We start from the raw sequence: 15242 nt of genomic DNA on the forward strand, positions 1-15242 counted from the left end.
CGGTTCAACAGTATTGTTAATCGCTTAATGCTGCTATGATTAAAGTCAAGTCATCATCAGTACGTTGGGTGATTTTTTCGGAACGTAAAAATTTAACTAATTGTTCCTTAGCCCCTTTTAACTCTTCAGCATTGGCTACAAAGTCAAACAAAGGTAAAAAGAACGGCTTGTGGGGTAAACCTACAGCCATATTTATTGCTAGCATTTGCAGCCCATCGGTAAGAATGGCAATATTGGTAATACCCTGCCGCCATACATTTACCTGCACTGAATCCAAAGCAGTGGGTGATGTCAGAAAGCTGGTTTCATTGATGTATTCCCCACTATCGGGAACGGTTAAAGCTGTTAAATTACCTAGACTGTCTTTAACAACTGCAACACCATCCCCGATTTGAGCTACCACAGCGACATTAGGCGTAGCTACAACAATAATTAAAGTTGTTGATAAATCTTTGGGTGGTCTATTTGAAGCTATTGCTTCTTCTTCAACTGCTGTTTTTGCAGCCAAAATTGCTTCGCTCAATAGGGCTTTTGCAGAGCTATCCGAAGCTAGGGTACTTTGGTTAATCTGCTTTACAGAGATATTTTCAATTGCTGCTTCTACAGCTACCATTGCTCCTACCTTCCCAAGACTTGCACTCCCCGCACCATCTGCTGCGGCTGCCACTAAAATATTATCTGGCAACATCTGCCAGTGATGGGCATCCTGACAAAGCAGGGAGTTCTTGACGTGGCTAGTCCCACATACTGATGCACCCACTACCCGCCAGTGAAGCTTTTGTCTTGAACTGTTCATAAACTTACCTTTTTCTAGGGCTGTTTAATTATTGCTGTACTTGAACTATATTAAACAGAACCCCAACCAATTGGCGGCAGAGCTACTTGTTCGTCTACTTTGGAATGAGAGACTGCTGACATACTAGCAGATAACCATACAAACATCTCCACAAAATTTAATCCATTCAGTTTTAAAGGAGTACGCACGGTTAACTGACTCAACCGCGTCATGTTGGCATTTTCCACTCCTACAGAGAAAAAGGCTACACGTTTGTTTGATTCATCGCTTTGTAGACGCTGCGATGCTTGCTCGATCAATTCTTCGGGTTCTCCTTGTGGTTCACCGTCGGTAATCATAAATATCCAAGGACGATAGTAAGCAACACCATTAGAACGATACTGAGCTTTTCGTTCTTGAATTAAGTCTAAAGATTTGTGAATACCAGCACCCATGGTAGTTAACCCTTGTGCTGTTAATATGGGCGGAGTAAATTGGTCGGCAGTCACAAAATCTTGTACTACATTTATATTGCTGTCAAAAGTAACTATAGATACTTCAACTCTTCTTGATGCTAATGAATTTTTCGTTAATTCATCCTTAAAACTAAGCAAGCCTTGATTTAAAGCATCTATTGGCGCTCCTTGCATCGACCCAGATGTATCTAACAACAATACGCAAGGACAACGAGGTTCGGGGTTCTCCGCGAAATCAACTACTTCGTCTAGTCTTAAGGTATCGGACATAACTTTCGCTGCTATATGGAAGTTCTAAGATTGGATTTTCTGTTTGTCAAAGTATATAGTTTAAAGCCCCAAATAAATTCTAGCTGTGGCACTTTAGACGATGGATATTTCTTTTATGGTTCACTTTCTTACTAATGCATTATTGCCTATATTGTCCGACATATCTTTACTGTTATTTGATAAATCATAAGTGTTTTTGTGCAACTTCGATCAACAATGGCTTTTAACTGTAAGGGTTTATATTATATACAGAATAAATCTAGAATACAATAAATCCGTCCTACGTATACGCGAAAAATTAAAGATTATGTGTAGAAAAAACCTAGATTAGATGAAATACTGACGGACTGGAAATTATTTCTTATTAAAAAGAGAGTTAATTCACCAAAATCAAGAATAAATACTAAGTTTTCTGAAAGGTTCCGTTATGTATTGTTGATTAATATAGTCTAAAAACAAATGTAGCAATCAATCTGTAATGTAACATTTTTAACTGGTAATATATTTATGTCAAAAAAGAACAAATTAATTCATGTAGAATATTTATTCTTTAATGCTTAACTAGATTGAATTGATGTTTACAAATATTTTGTCTTATTTAGTGTAATTCTCCATGCTATATGAATAATTTTGCAACTTTCACAAAATTGTCTCCCCTGAGTTTATTAAGACATTTATCTAGTTGCTTTGAGAATACTTGTTTGCAAGTTCAAAGTAATTCAGTTAATTGGTGGATTTACTTAGAAGAAGGTAAAATCGCTTATGCTACTCATTCTGTAGAACCTTTTGATCGACTTGAGCGTCATTTGCGTCGGTTATCAGTTCAAATCCCCACTTTAACCAGCGAAATTCGCGTGCAGTTACGGATGATGTTTGAGCCGGATTCGCAGCGAAAGTCAGTCCAAACTACAGAAAATCCGTCAGAATCATTATCTTTTCAACAATCTCCAGATTATCAAGCAATTTGCTGGTTAATAACTCAAAGGTATTTGAATCCTACACAAGCAGCTATATTAATTCAAGAGTTAGTAAAAGAAGTTGTTGAATCGTTTTTACTGATAAAAAAAGGTACATACGAATTTCATCAGAATTTAATTTTATCTCCGAAGATTTGTCGATTGGATGCCGAAAAACTATTAGTAGTTTCTCAAGATAGATTGCAATCTTGGGAACATTTTGCACCACGGATTACTTCTCCATTTCAACGTCCTTATTTATGGATTAATACAAAAACTCATATACAAAAAATTTCCGAAATTCAGCCAAATTTAGTTAACTGGATGAAGGGATTTAGTTTGCGTCATCTTGCTGTAATTATGAATCAAGATGAACTTCAGTTAGCACGCAGTTTATATCCTCATATCCAAAGTGGAGCGATTTTACTCCATGAACCAGATCCACCATTTGACAAACTACCTAAAAATGATATTCAGGTATCCCACACTAATAGTAAAATAACCCAATTTATCAATAAAGAAGTCGCTGACACCATACAAACAGCATCACAAGTAACTATCAAATCACAGCCGACTATTCCTCCACAAAAGCAAATAATACCTGTCAATAAAGTGACCATTAAGCCTGTTACTCAACTTTCTGCTCCAAATGCAGAGAAAGTTGAACAAATAGCAAAACCAGATAATATTAAAGCTGCTCCTCCTGAGTCAAGTTTACCACCAAGAAAAGTTTACAAAATTGTTTCTGTAGATGATAGTCCAGTAATGCTCAAAGAAATTAGCCGCTTCTTGGAAGATGAGAGCTTTTCTGTTGTTACCATTGATAATCCCTTGAAAGCTGTAATGTCAATTATTCGACATCAGCCAGATTTAATTTTATTAGATTTAAATATGGAAGGAATTGATGGTTATGAATTATGTCGGATTATCCGCAATAACTCAAAGTTCAAGAATACTCCGATTGTGATGGTAACGGGGAGTAAAGGATTTGTAGACAAAGTAAAAGCAAGACTAGTTGGAGCTAGTGGATATTTGACTAAACCTTTTACTCGTGCTGATTTACTCAAAATGGTGTTTATGCATTTAACTTGATTAGTTACATCAACATCAGTTATAAATTTCTGAAATATAAGTTAAAGATTATTTTTGCTTCTGGGTTGGATTTGAGTAAATTACTAGTAAATGTGGATAGTGAGGATAAAAATGGCTACAATTTTGGTTGTTGAAGATACTCCTTCTCAGTTGGAGTTAATGAACATTTTTTTGCAGGAAGGTGGCTATACGGTAATTAGAGCAATTGATGCTAAAGATGGATTAGAAAAAGCACGATTACATCAACCAGATGCAATTATTACAGATGTAGTAATGCCGGGAATGAGCGGATTTGAATTTTGTCGTAAACTTAAAAAAGATTTAACGACACAAAAAATACCGATTATTTTTTGTAGTTCTAAAAATAAAGATATTGACCGTATTTGGGGAATGAGACAAGGAGCCGATGCTTATGTAACAAAACCTTTTACCAAACAACAATTAATCAGTGCGGTGATATCTGTTCTTGTTTAATTATTTTATCTAGCTATTTTAATCTTATAGTAGTGTATCTACTTAAAATACAATATTTTCATCAGAGTGCTTTTATGTTTTTGAATAAAGCATTATAAGTTGATGTACAGTTAAAAATTTGCAAATAAAAAAAGATATAATATTTTTGACAGTTAGGTTAAAAAAACAATTTCAGATTTGTTGAAATCTTTTAACAGTAAACAAGTAAAACGTGAAATAGGATTGTTATTATATATATTACGAAATATCAGATACTCAATATTGCAATATAATCACCCTCCGGGTGATATTACGAATTATACTCACGGTAATGGTAAAAAAAATCGGAAGATGGATTAAGTGCTTTTTTGAGTAGTGATATGTCCATTATCCAATTTGCCATTGCTAATAACCCATTCCCATTTAAAATAGTTTATGCGTATTGATTCAATCGCTATTTTTAATCGCATAAGCAAATATATTCCATGCGTATTTCTTTAAATTGGCTACAAGAACTTGTAGAGTTAAAATTAAGTCCCGAAGACCTGGCAGAAACACTGACACTGGCGGGGTTTGAAGTCGAAGATATCGAAGACCGTCGAACTTGGGCTGATGGGGTTGTAATCGGGAAAGTTATCGAACGCGAACAACATCCAAATGCTGATAAACTAAGCGTTTGTCAAGTTGATGTCGGTAAAGACGAAATTTTAAATATTGTCTGCGGTGCTGCTAATGTACGTGCTGATATATACGTGCCAGTTGCGACTGTCGGTACTTACCTCCCAAATAAAGATTTAAGGATTAAACCCGCAAAACTACGGGGGGTACCTTCTCAAGGGATGATTTGTTCTTTAGAAGAACTTGGTTTACCTACCGATGTAGACGGAATTCATATTTTTACTGGGGATAACCTACAATTAGGTTCCGATGTACGTCCGTTGTTGGGGTTGGATGATGTAATTTTGGATGTCACCGCTACGGCAAACCGCGCTGACGCTTTGTGTATGGTAGGAATAGCACGGGAAGTTGCAGCCATAACTGGTGGAAAGTTAAAAATTCCCCAACCACAAGAAGTATTGGTTCCTCAAGGTGCAGGAAATTTCAGTATAGAAATTGATGAAACTCAAGCTTGTCCGGCATACATTGGAACCCTAATAGAACAAGTAAAAATCGCTCCATCTCCCGATTGGTTGCGGCAAAGGTTATTAGCGGCGGGAGTTAGACCGATTAGCAACATAGTTGATATTACTAACTATGTCATGTTGGAATGGGGACAACCACTACACGCATTTGACCGCGATCGACTCCAAGGAATTGCTGGTAGTGAAAATATTAAAATTGGGGTTCGGTTTGCGAGTAACGGGGAATCTTTTAAAACCCTGGATGGAAAAACCCGTAAATTATCAACTCAAAATTTATTGATTACAGTTAACAACAAACCCGTAGCTTTAGCGGGAGTCATGGGTGGGGAAGAAAGCGAAGTCCATGATGGAACCGAAAACTTAGTTTTAGAAGCAGCGTTGTTTGATACGGTAGCAATTCGTCGTTCATCTCGTAGCGTTGGTTTGAGAAGTGAATCTTCTACTAGATATGAACGAGGAGTAAATCACGCGGAATTGGAAATTGCTTGTCGTCGTGCTTTATCCTTAATTGTGGAAATTGCTGGTGGAACTTTAAAAACCAGAAAAACTTCCCATACCCTTCCCGATATTTCAACTTGGACTCGTTCGATTGAATTACGTTTAGATCGAGTTAATCAAATACTTGGCCCTGTAGAATTGGCAGAAGAAAGCGGAGAAATTAAAAGCGAAGATGTAGAGCAAATTTTAACTGCATTGGGGTGTCGGTTAACTGTTTCTGGTGATGCAACTTGGACAGTTTCCGTACCAGCTTATCGTTACCGGGATTTAGAAAGAGAAATTGATTTAATTGAGGAAATCGCTCGTTTGTATGGTTATAACAACCTTTGCGATACCTTACCCGAAAAAACGGAAATTGGTTATTTACCAGCAGATCAAGAATTAATTCGCAAATTACGAGCCGCATTTCGTGCTGCTGGATTAACAGAATTAATGCACTACTCCTTGGTAAAACCGGGAGAAGAAAGACAGGTAGTATTGAGTAATCCTTTGTTTACAGAATATTCTGCATTGCGAACAGATTTGATATCCGGTTTGATTGATGCGTTTCAATATAATATCGAACAAGGAAACGGTGCGCTTAACGGCTTTGAAATCGGACGAATTTTTTGGGAAGAAGAAGACGGTTTTCAAGAGACAGATATTGTAGGGGGAATAATCGGAGGCGATATTACAAACAGTAAATGGATGAACAGCGGTAGTTCGCGATCGCTAAGTTGGTTTGAAGCCAAAGGTATTTTAGAAAGCGTCTTTCAAGTCATAGGATTGCAGGTAGAATATCAGCCAGATCGACGCAACGAGCGCTTGCATCCCGGACGTACCGCTTCACTTTGGATTAAAGGTAACAGATTGGGTGTATTTGGACAAGTGCATCCCCAAGTCCGTAGCGAAAGAGATTTACCGGATGATGTCTATGTATTTCAACTGAATCTAGATGTCATTTTAGATGAGCTTGATAGCGATGACATACAGACACCAGAATTCAAATCTTATTCTACCTATCCGCCATCCGATCGAGATATAGCATTTTTTGCGCCGATAAATTTAACAGTTGCCGAAATCGAAAAAGCAATTACTTCTTCAGGTAAAAATTTATTAGAATCCGTCGAATTATTTGATGAATATCGCGGTGACAAAGTACCATCTGGACAAAGAAGTTTAGCATTTCGGTTGATTTATCGTTTGCGCGATCGCACTCTTACCGACGCAGATGTCGAGCCAGTACATCAAAAAGTTAGAGATACTTTAGTAGAACAGTTTGGGGTAAGTTTGAGAAGTTAATCAATTTTGGATTTTAGATTTTAGATTTTGGATTATGAGTTAGGAATTGTAGAGACGGGGCGTATTGCTACGTCTGTACCGGAGTTAGGAGTTAGTTATCAATTGTCCGTGTCATCAGCGTCATCCATTTAATCAGTGATCAATCATGAATAAATATATAATGTGGGGCAGCTACTGCGAAAACGTTTTAGAAAAACGCGCTCCTTATCGTCAAGAGCATTTAGATGGATTAAAAAAGCAGAAAGAAGATGGTGTTTTAGTTACACTAGGTCCGACAAAAGATACAACTCAAGTTTTTGGGATTTACGAAGCACCTGATGAAGAGACAGTACGTCAGTTAGTAGAAAATGATCCTTATTGGAAAAACGGGATTTGGACTGAATATTTTGTCAAAGAATGGGTTCAAGCTTTTTGATCATCATCTTGACCGAAAATAATGGGTTACTGTCAACTGTCAACTGTCAACTTCCTTAATTACATCATTGATCGGATGTTGTTGATCATCAAAATCTAAGGATACTTCGCAGCGAGTCAAAGGAAATGGTTCTAACATTTTGCCATTTTCTTGACTTTCCAATCTCCACCACAGAGTTTGAACTACAACTTCTTTATCATCAACTAGATCAAAAGTGATTTCACCCAAATTATTTAAACCGACAATTTCTGTACCGTGTCCCTTTTTACTAATATAATCGCGGTAATTTCTTGCCATTGATAAATATTCTTCTAAAGCTGGTTTACGATTTTCTCTTGGTAATGGAGCAATTGCAGAAGTAGTTTCAATCTTTTCAGCTTTGAATTCGCTTAATTGTTCGTCTTTAGCTGCGAGAAAATCAATTCTATACCACCATTCGGGTTTTTTTGTGATTTCTACACTGCGAAACATATTTCTTTGTTTAACTAAATCAATTGTTCCGGGATTACCTTTAATTTTCAAAGGAATGCGTTGAAATACATCTTCAACAAGAAGAGAAATATTCCCAATTTCTGATTCTTTTCCTTGTTGATTTCGCCATCCTAATACTTCTGCTGTTGGTAAATCACTGCTAACTCCAATGGGAACAAAACCTTTTTTGTGTGCGGAATGACTACCACCCATACCGCTGACTTCATTCTTAAATGAACTGCTAGTTAATTGAGCAACTACTAATTCTGAATTAACTGGTTCAGAACTTTCAAAAGGATATATTGCTGAATATTGTAAACGCGCACCAAAACTATAGTGAACATCACCAGATAAAACCACTACACGACTTTTTGAATTAGGTAATGCTCGTAATGCTAATTGAGCAAGCATTCGTTCAAATGCAGTTTCATTTAATGACCAAGCTTCAGTATCAAAACCCCAAGCTGCATTACCAATTTTTTCGTAAAAACTTTTAGCAATTTTTTGAATATTTTCTACAAAAGGTACACCGATAAAAGGACTTGGAGACACAATAAAACTAACTTTAACATCATCCCGACGTACTAATTTTGATATCTGTTCTTCGTAACCTTCCTGACTAATAAGTGCAGGAAAATCAAATTCTTTACCGGGAAATTCTCGCCAAGTGCGGGTATCAAGTAATATAACTTCATAACCGGGACCATTAACTATATAATGCCAAGTTAATGTTTCCTCAAAATGAGGTAATTTGTTTGAATTCTGTTGAATCTCAATAACACTCGGTAAACCGACACAGCGATTAATTTGTAATTCACAAGTGGTATTCGTACCACCACTCACTGACCAAGCGACAGCAGCTTTGAGTAATGCTTCACCTTTGGTATCTTTTTCAAACTGTTCTGGTGTATTACCCCAAGCCTGACAAATAGTATAAGCTAACATTCCATTTTGTAAAACCCGTCTTCCCAAAGGTTGATCGAGAATACGGGAACACCAAGCGATATTTAAATACCAGTCATCGGTAATTTCGTGGTCGTCGAATATCATATAAGTGGGAACATTTGCTAAAGCACGTCTGACGTTTTTAAGAGTTGACCAAAAATCTTTAATATATTTAACTTCTTCATCGTAAATTTTTTTTTGCTCATTTTTAGCTTCCCAATGTTCGGAATTAACATCTACAAAATCCGGGAAAAATTCCGCATCAACCCACAGTACATCACTCCAAGCAAATAAATACATTGCCAAATATTCGCCATAAGTAAATAGATGACTTTTGGCAAGATTTGTCAAATTATGAAATTTACCAATACTTGAAGTAAAACCAGCAATTTTAGTCGCTAAATTATTCCGTTTTCCGGGTTGTAATTCTGCTAAATTTCCAACATCGGGTAACTTTTCCGACCATCCTAAAAGTGTTTCTCCTGCATCCATCAACATGAAAAGTAATACATCAGCAACATCGTCAGCATAAATTTGGTCTCCTGTTAAAAACAGTTGATGCGGTCGTTTTTGTGGGTTTTTTGCTAACGCTTCTTTAATCATCTTATCCACAGCAACAAGCGCATCCAAACTTTCACCGTGGGGTTTACGACAAGAACCGTGAATGATGCGTAAATCTTTTAAATCTTTTGGCGGTAATGCAAAAGAAGGTAATTTATATAAAGAATAAGTAATATCTTCGAGCGTTCCCTCAGTAGTTAATATACCCGGACTATTAAGTAATTCACCATTACCAAAATCTAAATCGTAGAGATAATTTTCACCATTAATCAGTACATTTGATGAAGCCTTAGCAGTCACAGCAACAACGTGTAAATTAATGCCAATTCTTGCCGTAGTTCTAGTACTTTCAAATAAGAAATTATGATTTTGGTCAAATATTGTTAAAGTTACACGACGACTTGCTTTCAAAGCCACCCATACAGTTACAGCATCGGGTTCGGTGCGTCGTAAAATTGGTCCAGCGAGAATCAGCGGTAATCGATCAAGACGTTCTCTTAATGGTGTCCATCCCATATAACTGTTTACCTATCTACAGTTTCTTCTTCAAGTTATAACGGTTTTAAGTTGAGTGGGGATGTTAAATTTGAATTTATAACAGATTTTCAGTGGCGGTTGAAACCGCGTCTACACAGACGAAACCCACCTTCGTGGGTTAATAATTTAATAAACCACAATAATTAACCTTATGGCAATTCTCCAAAGCAAAAACTTATCCATAGGAGATATTCATCGGCTTTTCGGCTATCAAAGGCAATACAATGATTCATTCACATCATTGTTATCGCTAGAGATTTTAAGCGAATTTGAAAGACAAGAACTTTTACAAATTCGCACGGATTTTGATAATTATATTATTGAAAGTAAAGTATTAGAAGGATTAGTCAAAGCTTTAACAGTTTTTCCCTTAATGCGATTAGCTGGCTTTTATCGCTCTCCCATCAAGATAGCTTTAGAAGAAAATATTGCCGATATAGTTATTGAAGACGAAGATACAAAAGTTACAGGTAGGCTGGATGTTTTAGCTATTAATAAAACAAAATTAAATGCAGCGAAATCATTTTGGGTTTTAGTAATTGAATCTAAAAACAGCGGTATTGATGTCTTCGAGGGTTTACCCCAATTGCTTACTTACGCTTATGAATGTTTAGAACATCAAAAATCAGTTTGGGGTTTGACTACAAACGGAAGGGAATATCAATTTGTGTATATTCAGCAGGGAAATCCTCCCATATATCAGTTAATGCCATCATTAAATTTAATGGAATCCGAGCGAGCAGTTGAGTTATTACAGGTTTTGAAAGCAATTTGTGAGTTGGGTTGAGATCAAAACTGGTTCCCAGTCTCTGACTGGGAACCCATTATCTAAAGGCTCTGCCTTCAAAATACCTGGCGGTTGAAACCGCTGCTACACAAGCGAAACCCGCCTACGTGGGTTAAGAATATTGTGGTAAGATAATTCAGTCATATATTTGAGTAAGACTAATGCAGAAAGTCACAATCACTTTAGAAGATGACATCTTGCAATTTGTAGATTCTCAGTCAAAAGGTAATCGTAGTGCCTATAAAAATGCACTTTTAGCAGAATATCGTCGTCGTAATTTAGAATCACAAATGATTATTGCTCTACAAGAGGATGCCCAAGATCAAGAATATCAGGCTGAAATTGCTGCTTGGGATGCTGTTGTAGGAGATGGGATTAATGCCAAATAACGCGAAAAAAATTAAGGCAGATAATTTGTAATTTCATCGCTACAAACTGGGAAGAATAATAAGAGAAACTTTTATAACTACAACAGCAAAACTTGCTATCGTAGCTCGTTTTTATATAAATAATGAAAATCCCCTCAGCAATTTTAGCTCTATTTATTATTTTTCTATCTGCCTGTCAAGATTGCGATGCCAAAAAAACCTACAATCCCAGCCACCTCAAACGGTTACTAGAAACTAAAAAATGCCCTAAATGCGACTTGAGCGGTGCCGATTTGAGTAATGCTAATTTATCTGGGGCTGACTTGCGAGGTGCGGAACTATCGGCGGCTTTATTAGATGGAGCTAATTTGAGTAATGCCGATTTAACTGGTGCAGAACTTAGGTATCGGGATGATGTTGGCGATAAAGGGAAAATGGGTATTTCGGAAATTGGTGATTTTAATTGCAATGTTACTTATGAAGCGACGCTTAAAGGGGTTAATTTGCAGGGAGCTAAGTTAATAGGTGTTGATTTTTATGGTTTGGATTTGGATGGTGTTAACTTTGAAGATGCTAATCTTAGATGGGCTAATTTAAAAAGCGTAATACTTAGTGATACTAATTTTAGAAAAGCTAATTTGAATGATGCCAATTTTAGTATGAGTTCTATAGGTAATAGTGATTTTACAGAAGCAAATCTCAGTGGTGCTAATTTTGAAGATGCTCGATTAATTGGCACTATTTTTGTAAAAGCAAAACTTAGAGGTACAAAATTTATTGATGCCTATCTACTTAAAACTGTTCTTACGAATACAGACCTCAAAGGAGCAAACTTTAAAGAGGCTACTTTAGAAAGCGCTTATTTAATAGGTGCCAATTTACAAAAAGCTCAATACGACTCCAAAACTATTTGGACAGATACTTATTACAATGAGCAGACTATTTTCCCGACTGAATTTGACGAGAATCTAAAAAAACAAATGCGTTTGTGGCAAGAAAAGTCAAAATAATATAAATTCATAAAAATTAAAAATGGCGGTTCATCTTGCTGTTTTGCAAACAAAGAAAATAAACTTTTCCTTAATAAAATATAAAAAAGGTGTATTACCAATTACGCTAACACACCAATTACCAATTACCAATTACCAATTACCAATTACCTAATACCGAATCCTCGGATCGACATAAGCATTCAAAATATCAATTAAAATACTCGCTCCCACAACAATTGTCCCGAAAAATATCATGATTCCCTGCACCGTCGGATAATCCCTTTCGCTAATTCCTTGGAACAATCGATTTGCTAATCCTGGCCATGAAAATGTTACTTCGGTTAATACGGCTCCACCAAGCAACGATGCAAAAGTTAATCCCAACACCGTAATTACCGGAATCAAAGCATTTCTCAAAGCGTGGGAAACCAAAATCTTTCTTTCTTGAATACCTCTGGCTCTTGCTGCTTCCACATAATCCGACTGCATAGTTCGCTGTAAATTCACCCGCACAATCCGCTCGAAAATACCGCTGAGTAATAACCCCAAAGTAGAACTTGGTAGAATTAAATATTGAATGGCTGTAAAAAATTGACCGAAATTACCGCTTAAAAGACTATCTATTGTATACAACCCAGTCAAACCTTCTGGAGAACCCATACTTGCTGGAAAGCGCGTTCCTAAAGGAAACCAACCCAACCAAACAGCAAAGATTAACTGTAGTATCATTCCTGCCCAAAACATCGGCAAAGCATAAGTAATAGTACCGAACAATCTACCACCCAAATCGAGAGCAGTACCCGGACGAGAAGCCGAAATAGTCCCGACTCCAATTCCAACCACAAGAGCGATGATAATTGCAAATACCGCTAATTCCACCGTCGCCGGGAAATACTGCCAAATAATCTCCCAAACTTTCTGTCCACGACTAGTTGTAGATTCCCCCATATCAAGGACAAGCAATTTACCCAAATATCGAAAATATTGCAACCACAAAGGTAAATCTAAACCTAATTGTGTGCGTAATTCTTCCTTAGCACTTTCCGGCGCACGACCACCCAAAATAGCATCAACCGGGTCTCCAGGAGTAGCTCTAAGTAATAGAAAAACGATAGTAATAATAGTGAGAATTTGCAGCGGAGCCAACAACAAACGAGTAGTAACGTAATACGCTAAAGCTTTTGATCGTGACATAGGATTTTGGATTTTAAATTTTGGATTTTGGATTGAAAGTCAGGAGTTAGGAGATGGGAGTTAGGAGTTAGGAGTTAGGAGTTGGAAGTTGGAAAATTTTTTTTACTCCCTCTACCAATTACCAATTACCCATTACCAATTACCCATTTATTTCTTAATATTTTTATATATCAAATTCTGGGTAGCATCTAATTGCACCCCGGTAATTCCATTTTGAGCAAATACATAATCTTTACTTTGCCACAAAGGAACGTAAGGTACTTCATAGGCTAGTATTTCTTGAATTTCTGCAAAGATTTTCTGGCGTTTTTTGGGGTCTTGTTCTTCCCGTTGTTGGTCAATTAGCTTGTTCATTTTTTGACTATAGAAAAACGAACCTTGACTTTGACTTCCTCCTTCAATACATCCTTTTTCTGGAGAACCTTTCTGACAAGATAAAAATGGTTGAATGTAATTATCCGCATCTAAAAAGTCAGGATACCAATCAAGTAAAAATGCTGGATATAACCCTTCACCAATATTTTTAAAAGCGGATGTAGATTCTACAGTATTCACATCCAATACTAGTATTCCATCCATTGTTTTTTTCGCAAGTGCTTTTAAAACTAAAGCTGTTAAACTCCGAGTTGCTGAACTAGAAGGATACCAAACTTCTACCACAGCAGGATTCTCCTGAGAAAAACCGGCTTTTTTGAGTAATTCTTTGGCTTTTTCGACATTCCCACCTTCTCCGTATTCTTCTTTAAATACTGGTTTATAAACATCAAAGGTTGTCGGAATCATGCTATAAACTTCTTGCGCTTGACCGTACAACACTCTGTCATATATTAATTTGCGGTCAACCATTGCGGCGATCGCCTGTCTCACTTCTGGTATATCTAAGGGTTTTTGATTACGGTTTAGTGTTAAATAACTAACTACGCTACCTTCATTAGGAATTGTTAACCATTTACCTTCTTTGGACATTTTTTCCAAACTGGTAACTTGGTCGGGGTCTAAACTAACATAAGCAACATCTACCCCTTGTTTACGAAAGCCGTTGTACAAATTGACACCACTGCTGAGAATCTGTACGTTTACACCCTTATTAAGGGGTTTTTCTCCCCAATATTCATCGAATACATCGAATGTAAGCGAATCTGTGCCAAATTTAGTTAATTTATAAGGGCCAGTTCCCACAAATTTATTTGGTTCAAATTTCCCTTCACCGATTTCGTAAGCTTTGGGAGAAAGCGCCGGGACTCCAGAAAAAGCGAGTAATGAAGGAAAAGCAGCAAAGGGTTGTTTTAACTTAATAGTTAACTCATAATCTCCCGTGGCTTTGACTGACTCCACAATATCGGAGAGTAAAAAAGATGGCTTACCTTTATTTTCAATAAAGCGACGCAAACTAAACTCCATCGCTTTGGCATCAAACTTTGTGCCGTCATGATACACCACACCCTGACGAATCGGAATAGTATAAATTAACCCATCATCGCTGACAGTTGGTAATGCTGTAGCCAATTCTGGCTTGAGTTTCGTGCTTCCAGGTGCATAAGTGTAAAGGCGATCGCTCATGTTATACACTAACGACAGGGAAGATAACTCGTAAGCATCTGCGGGGTCAAGAGTACGAGGTTTTGCGGTAGTACCGATGGTAATGCGACCATTTCCAGAAGCTGAAGCAGACGGATTAGTAACTTGATTATTCGCGCAACTAGAAACCAGCAAAATACAAATACACAGTAGGGAGAATAACAATCTAATTCGCCCTTGCCTTCTTACAGATAAGGAAAACAAACTCATAGCATTAGGAACTAATAAATTAAAATTACAGTAAGCGGTGAGATATTTTACTATATGTTTGCCAATATCTCTAGGTTTTATCAGGTCAAAAAATTACAAAATTCCCAATACCGTATCCCCTGACAGACAAAAACTTAAAACCAACGAAATTTATCTTAAAATACCGACTGAATGGCAAGAGGTTTGATAAGCTTTTCTCGGGTCTTAGGTTCCAATAAAACTTTGTAGGACTGGTAAACAA

At 36.9% G+C, this 15242-nt stretch carries 12 protein-coding genes; 7 read left to right on the top strand and 5 right to left on the bottom strand.

The genetic code is table 11. The features are described from left to right. Nucleotides 1-16: 16 nt before the first annotated feature. Nucleotides 17-796 (bottom strand): PP2C family serine/threonine-protein phosphatase, encoded by a 780-nt coding sequence (locus tag IQ247_RS03575; RefSeq protein WP_193917118.1) that lies wholly within the window; start codon nt 794-796, stop codon nt 17-19. A 50-nt stretch (nt 797-846) separates the two neighbouring features. Further along, entirely contained in the window at nt 847-1521 is a 675-nt protein-coding gene (locus IQ247_RS03580) for a vWA domain-containing protein (RefSeq protein WP_193917120.1), read from the bottom strand. A 620-nt stretch (nt 1522-2141) separates the two neighbouring features. Here IQ247_RS03580 and IQ247_RS03585 point away from each other — a divergent pair. The 4 genes from IQ247_RS03585 (at nt 2142) to IQ247_RS03600 (ending at nt 7358) form a co-directional block, all read left to right on the top strand. Next, complete coding sequence (locus IQ247_RS03585) at nt 2142-3569, top strand: response regulator (RefSeq protein ID WP_193917122.1); 1428 nt, start codon at nt 2142-2144, stop codon at nt 3567-3569. A gap of 111 nt (nt 3570-3680) precedes the next feature. Further along, on the top strand, nt 3681-4043 hold the full coding sequence (locus IQ247_RS03590; RefSeq protein ID WP_193917124.1) for a response regulator transcription factor: 363 nt from the start codon (nt 3681-3683) through the stop codon (nt 4041-4043). 464 nt (nt 4044-4507) lie between these two features. Further along, nucleotides 4508-6943 (top strand): phenylalanine--tRNA ligase subunit beta, encoded by a 2436-nt coding sequence (gene pheT, locus IQ247_RS03595; RefSeq protein ID WP_193917126.1) that lies wholly within the window; start codon nt 4508-4510, stop codon nt 6941-6943. Between the two features lie 145 nt (nt 6944-7088). Beyond that, the gene (locus tag IQ247_RS03600) at nt 7089-7358 is read left to right on the top strand and encodes a YciI family protein (protein ID WP_228059442.1); all 270 of its coding nucleotides are present in this window, start codon (nt 7089-7091) and stop codon (nt 7356-7358) included. Between the two features lie 39 nt (nt 7359-7397). Here IQ247_RS03600 and IQ247_RS03605 read toward each other — a convergent pair whose 3' ends face one another. Then, on the bottom strand, nt 7398-9851 hold the full coding sequence (locus IQ247_RS03605; RefSeq protein WP_193917127.1) for an alkaline phosphatase D family protein: 2454 nt from the start codon (nt 9849-9851) through the stop codon (nt 7398-7400). A gap of 172 nt (nt 9852-10023) precedes the next feature. On the opposite strand from IQ247_RS03605, the gene IQ247_RS03610 reads away from it, so the two are divergent. The 3 genes from IQ247_RS03610 (at nt 10024) to IQ247_RS03620 (ending at nt 12037) form a co-directional block, all read left to right on the top strand. Then, nucleotides 10024-10659 carry a restriction endonuclease subunit R gene (locus tag IQ247_RS03610; protein WP_193917129.1) on the top strand — a complete coding sequence of 212 codons (636 nt, stop codon included), beginning with the start codon at nt 10024-10026 and terminating at the stop codon, nt 10657-10659. 161 nt (nt 10660-10820) lie between these two features. Beyond that, a complete protein-coding gene (gene mazE, locus IQ247_RS03615; protein WP_193917131.1) occupies nt 10821-11048 on the top strand; it encodes a type II toxin-antitoxin system MazE family antitoxin in 228 nt (75 codons plus the stop codon). A gap of 122 nt (nt 11049-11170) precedes the next feature. Continuing rightward, nucleotides 11171-12037: a pentapeptide repeat-containing protein gene (locus tag IQ247_RS03620; RefSeq protein WP_193917133.1), complete on the top strand. Its 867-nt coding sequence runs from the start codon at nt 11171-11173 to the stop codon at nt 12035-12037. Nucleotides 12038-12187: 150 nt separating this feature from the next. Here IQ247_RS03620 and IQ247_RS03625 read toward each other — a convergent pair whose 3' ends face one another. Together IQ247_RS03625 and IQ247_RS03630 are read right to left on the bottom strand one after the other, a co-directional pair. Then, entirely contained in the window at nt 12188-13213 is a 1026-nt protein-coding gene (locus tag IQ247_RS03625) for an ABC transporter permease (RefSeq protein WP_193917135.1), read from the bottom strand. 147 nt (nt 13214-13360) lie between these two features. Then, entirely contained in the window at nt 13361-15001 is a 1641-nt protein-coding gene (locus IQ247_RS03630) for an ABC transporter substrate-binding protein (protein ID WP_193917137.1), read from the bottom strand. Nucleotides 15002-15242 lie beyond the last annotated feature (241 nt).

The sequence above is a fragment of the Plectonema cf. radiosum LEGE 06105 genome (assembly GCF_015207665.1).
Taxonomy (GTDB): domain Bacteria; phylum Cyanobacteriota; class Cyanobacteriia; order Cyanobacteriales; family Nostocaceae; genus Rivularia; species Rivularia radiosa_A.

Excerpts from the sequence above, each read along its gene's own strand:
- IQ247_RS03605 (WP_193917127.1), bottom strand. The coding sequence starts at position 9,851 with ATGGGATGGACACCATTAAGAGAACGTCTTGATCGATTACCGCTGATT.
- IQ247_RS03620 (WP_193917133.1), top strand. The coding sequence starts at position 11,171 with ATGAAAATCCCCTCAGCAATTTTAGCTCTATTTATTATTTTTCTATCT.
- pheT (WP_193917126.1), top strand. The coding sequence starts at position 4,508 with ATGCGTATTTCTTTAAATTGGCTACAAGAACTTGTAGAGTTAAAATTA.
- IQ247_RS03580 (WP_193917120.1), bottom strand. The coding sequence starts at position 1,521 with ATGTCCGATACCTTAAGACTAGACGAAGTAGTTGATTTCGCGGAGAAC.
- IQ247_RS03600 (WP_228059442.1), top strand. The coding sequence starts at position 7,089 with ATGAATAAATATATAATGTGGGGCAGCTACTGCGAAAACGTTTTAGAA.
- IQ247_RS03575 (WP_193917118.1), bottom strand. The coding sequence starts at position 796 with ATGAACAGTTCAAGACAAAAGCTTCACTGGCGGGTAGTGGGTGCATCA.
- mazE (WP_193917131.1), top strand. The coding sequence starts at position 10,821 with ATGCAGAAAGTCACAATCACTTTAGAAGATGACATCTTGCAATTTGTA.
- IQ247_RS03590 (WP_193917124.1), top strand. The coding sequence starts at position 3,681 with ATGGCTACAATTTTGGTTGTTGAAGATACTCCTTCTCAGTTGGAGTTA.
- IQ247_RS03610 (WP_193917129.1), top strand. The coding sequence starts at position 10,024 with ATGGCAATTCTCCAAAGCAAAAACTTATCCATAGGAGATATTCATCGG.
- IQ247_RS03630 (WP_193917137.1), bottom strand. The coding sequence starts at position 15,001 with ATGAGTTTGTTTTCCTTATCTGTAAGAAGGCAAGGGCGAATTAGATTG.
- IQ247_RS03585 (WP_193917122.1), top strand. The coding sequence starts at position 2,142 with ATGAATAATTTTGCAACTTTCACAAAATTGTCTCCCCTGAGTTTATTA.
- IQ247_RS03625 (WP_193917135.1), bottom strand. The coding sequence starts at position 13,213 with ATGTCACGATCAAAAGCTTTAGCGTATTACGTTACTACTCGTTTGTTG.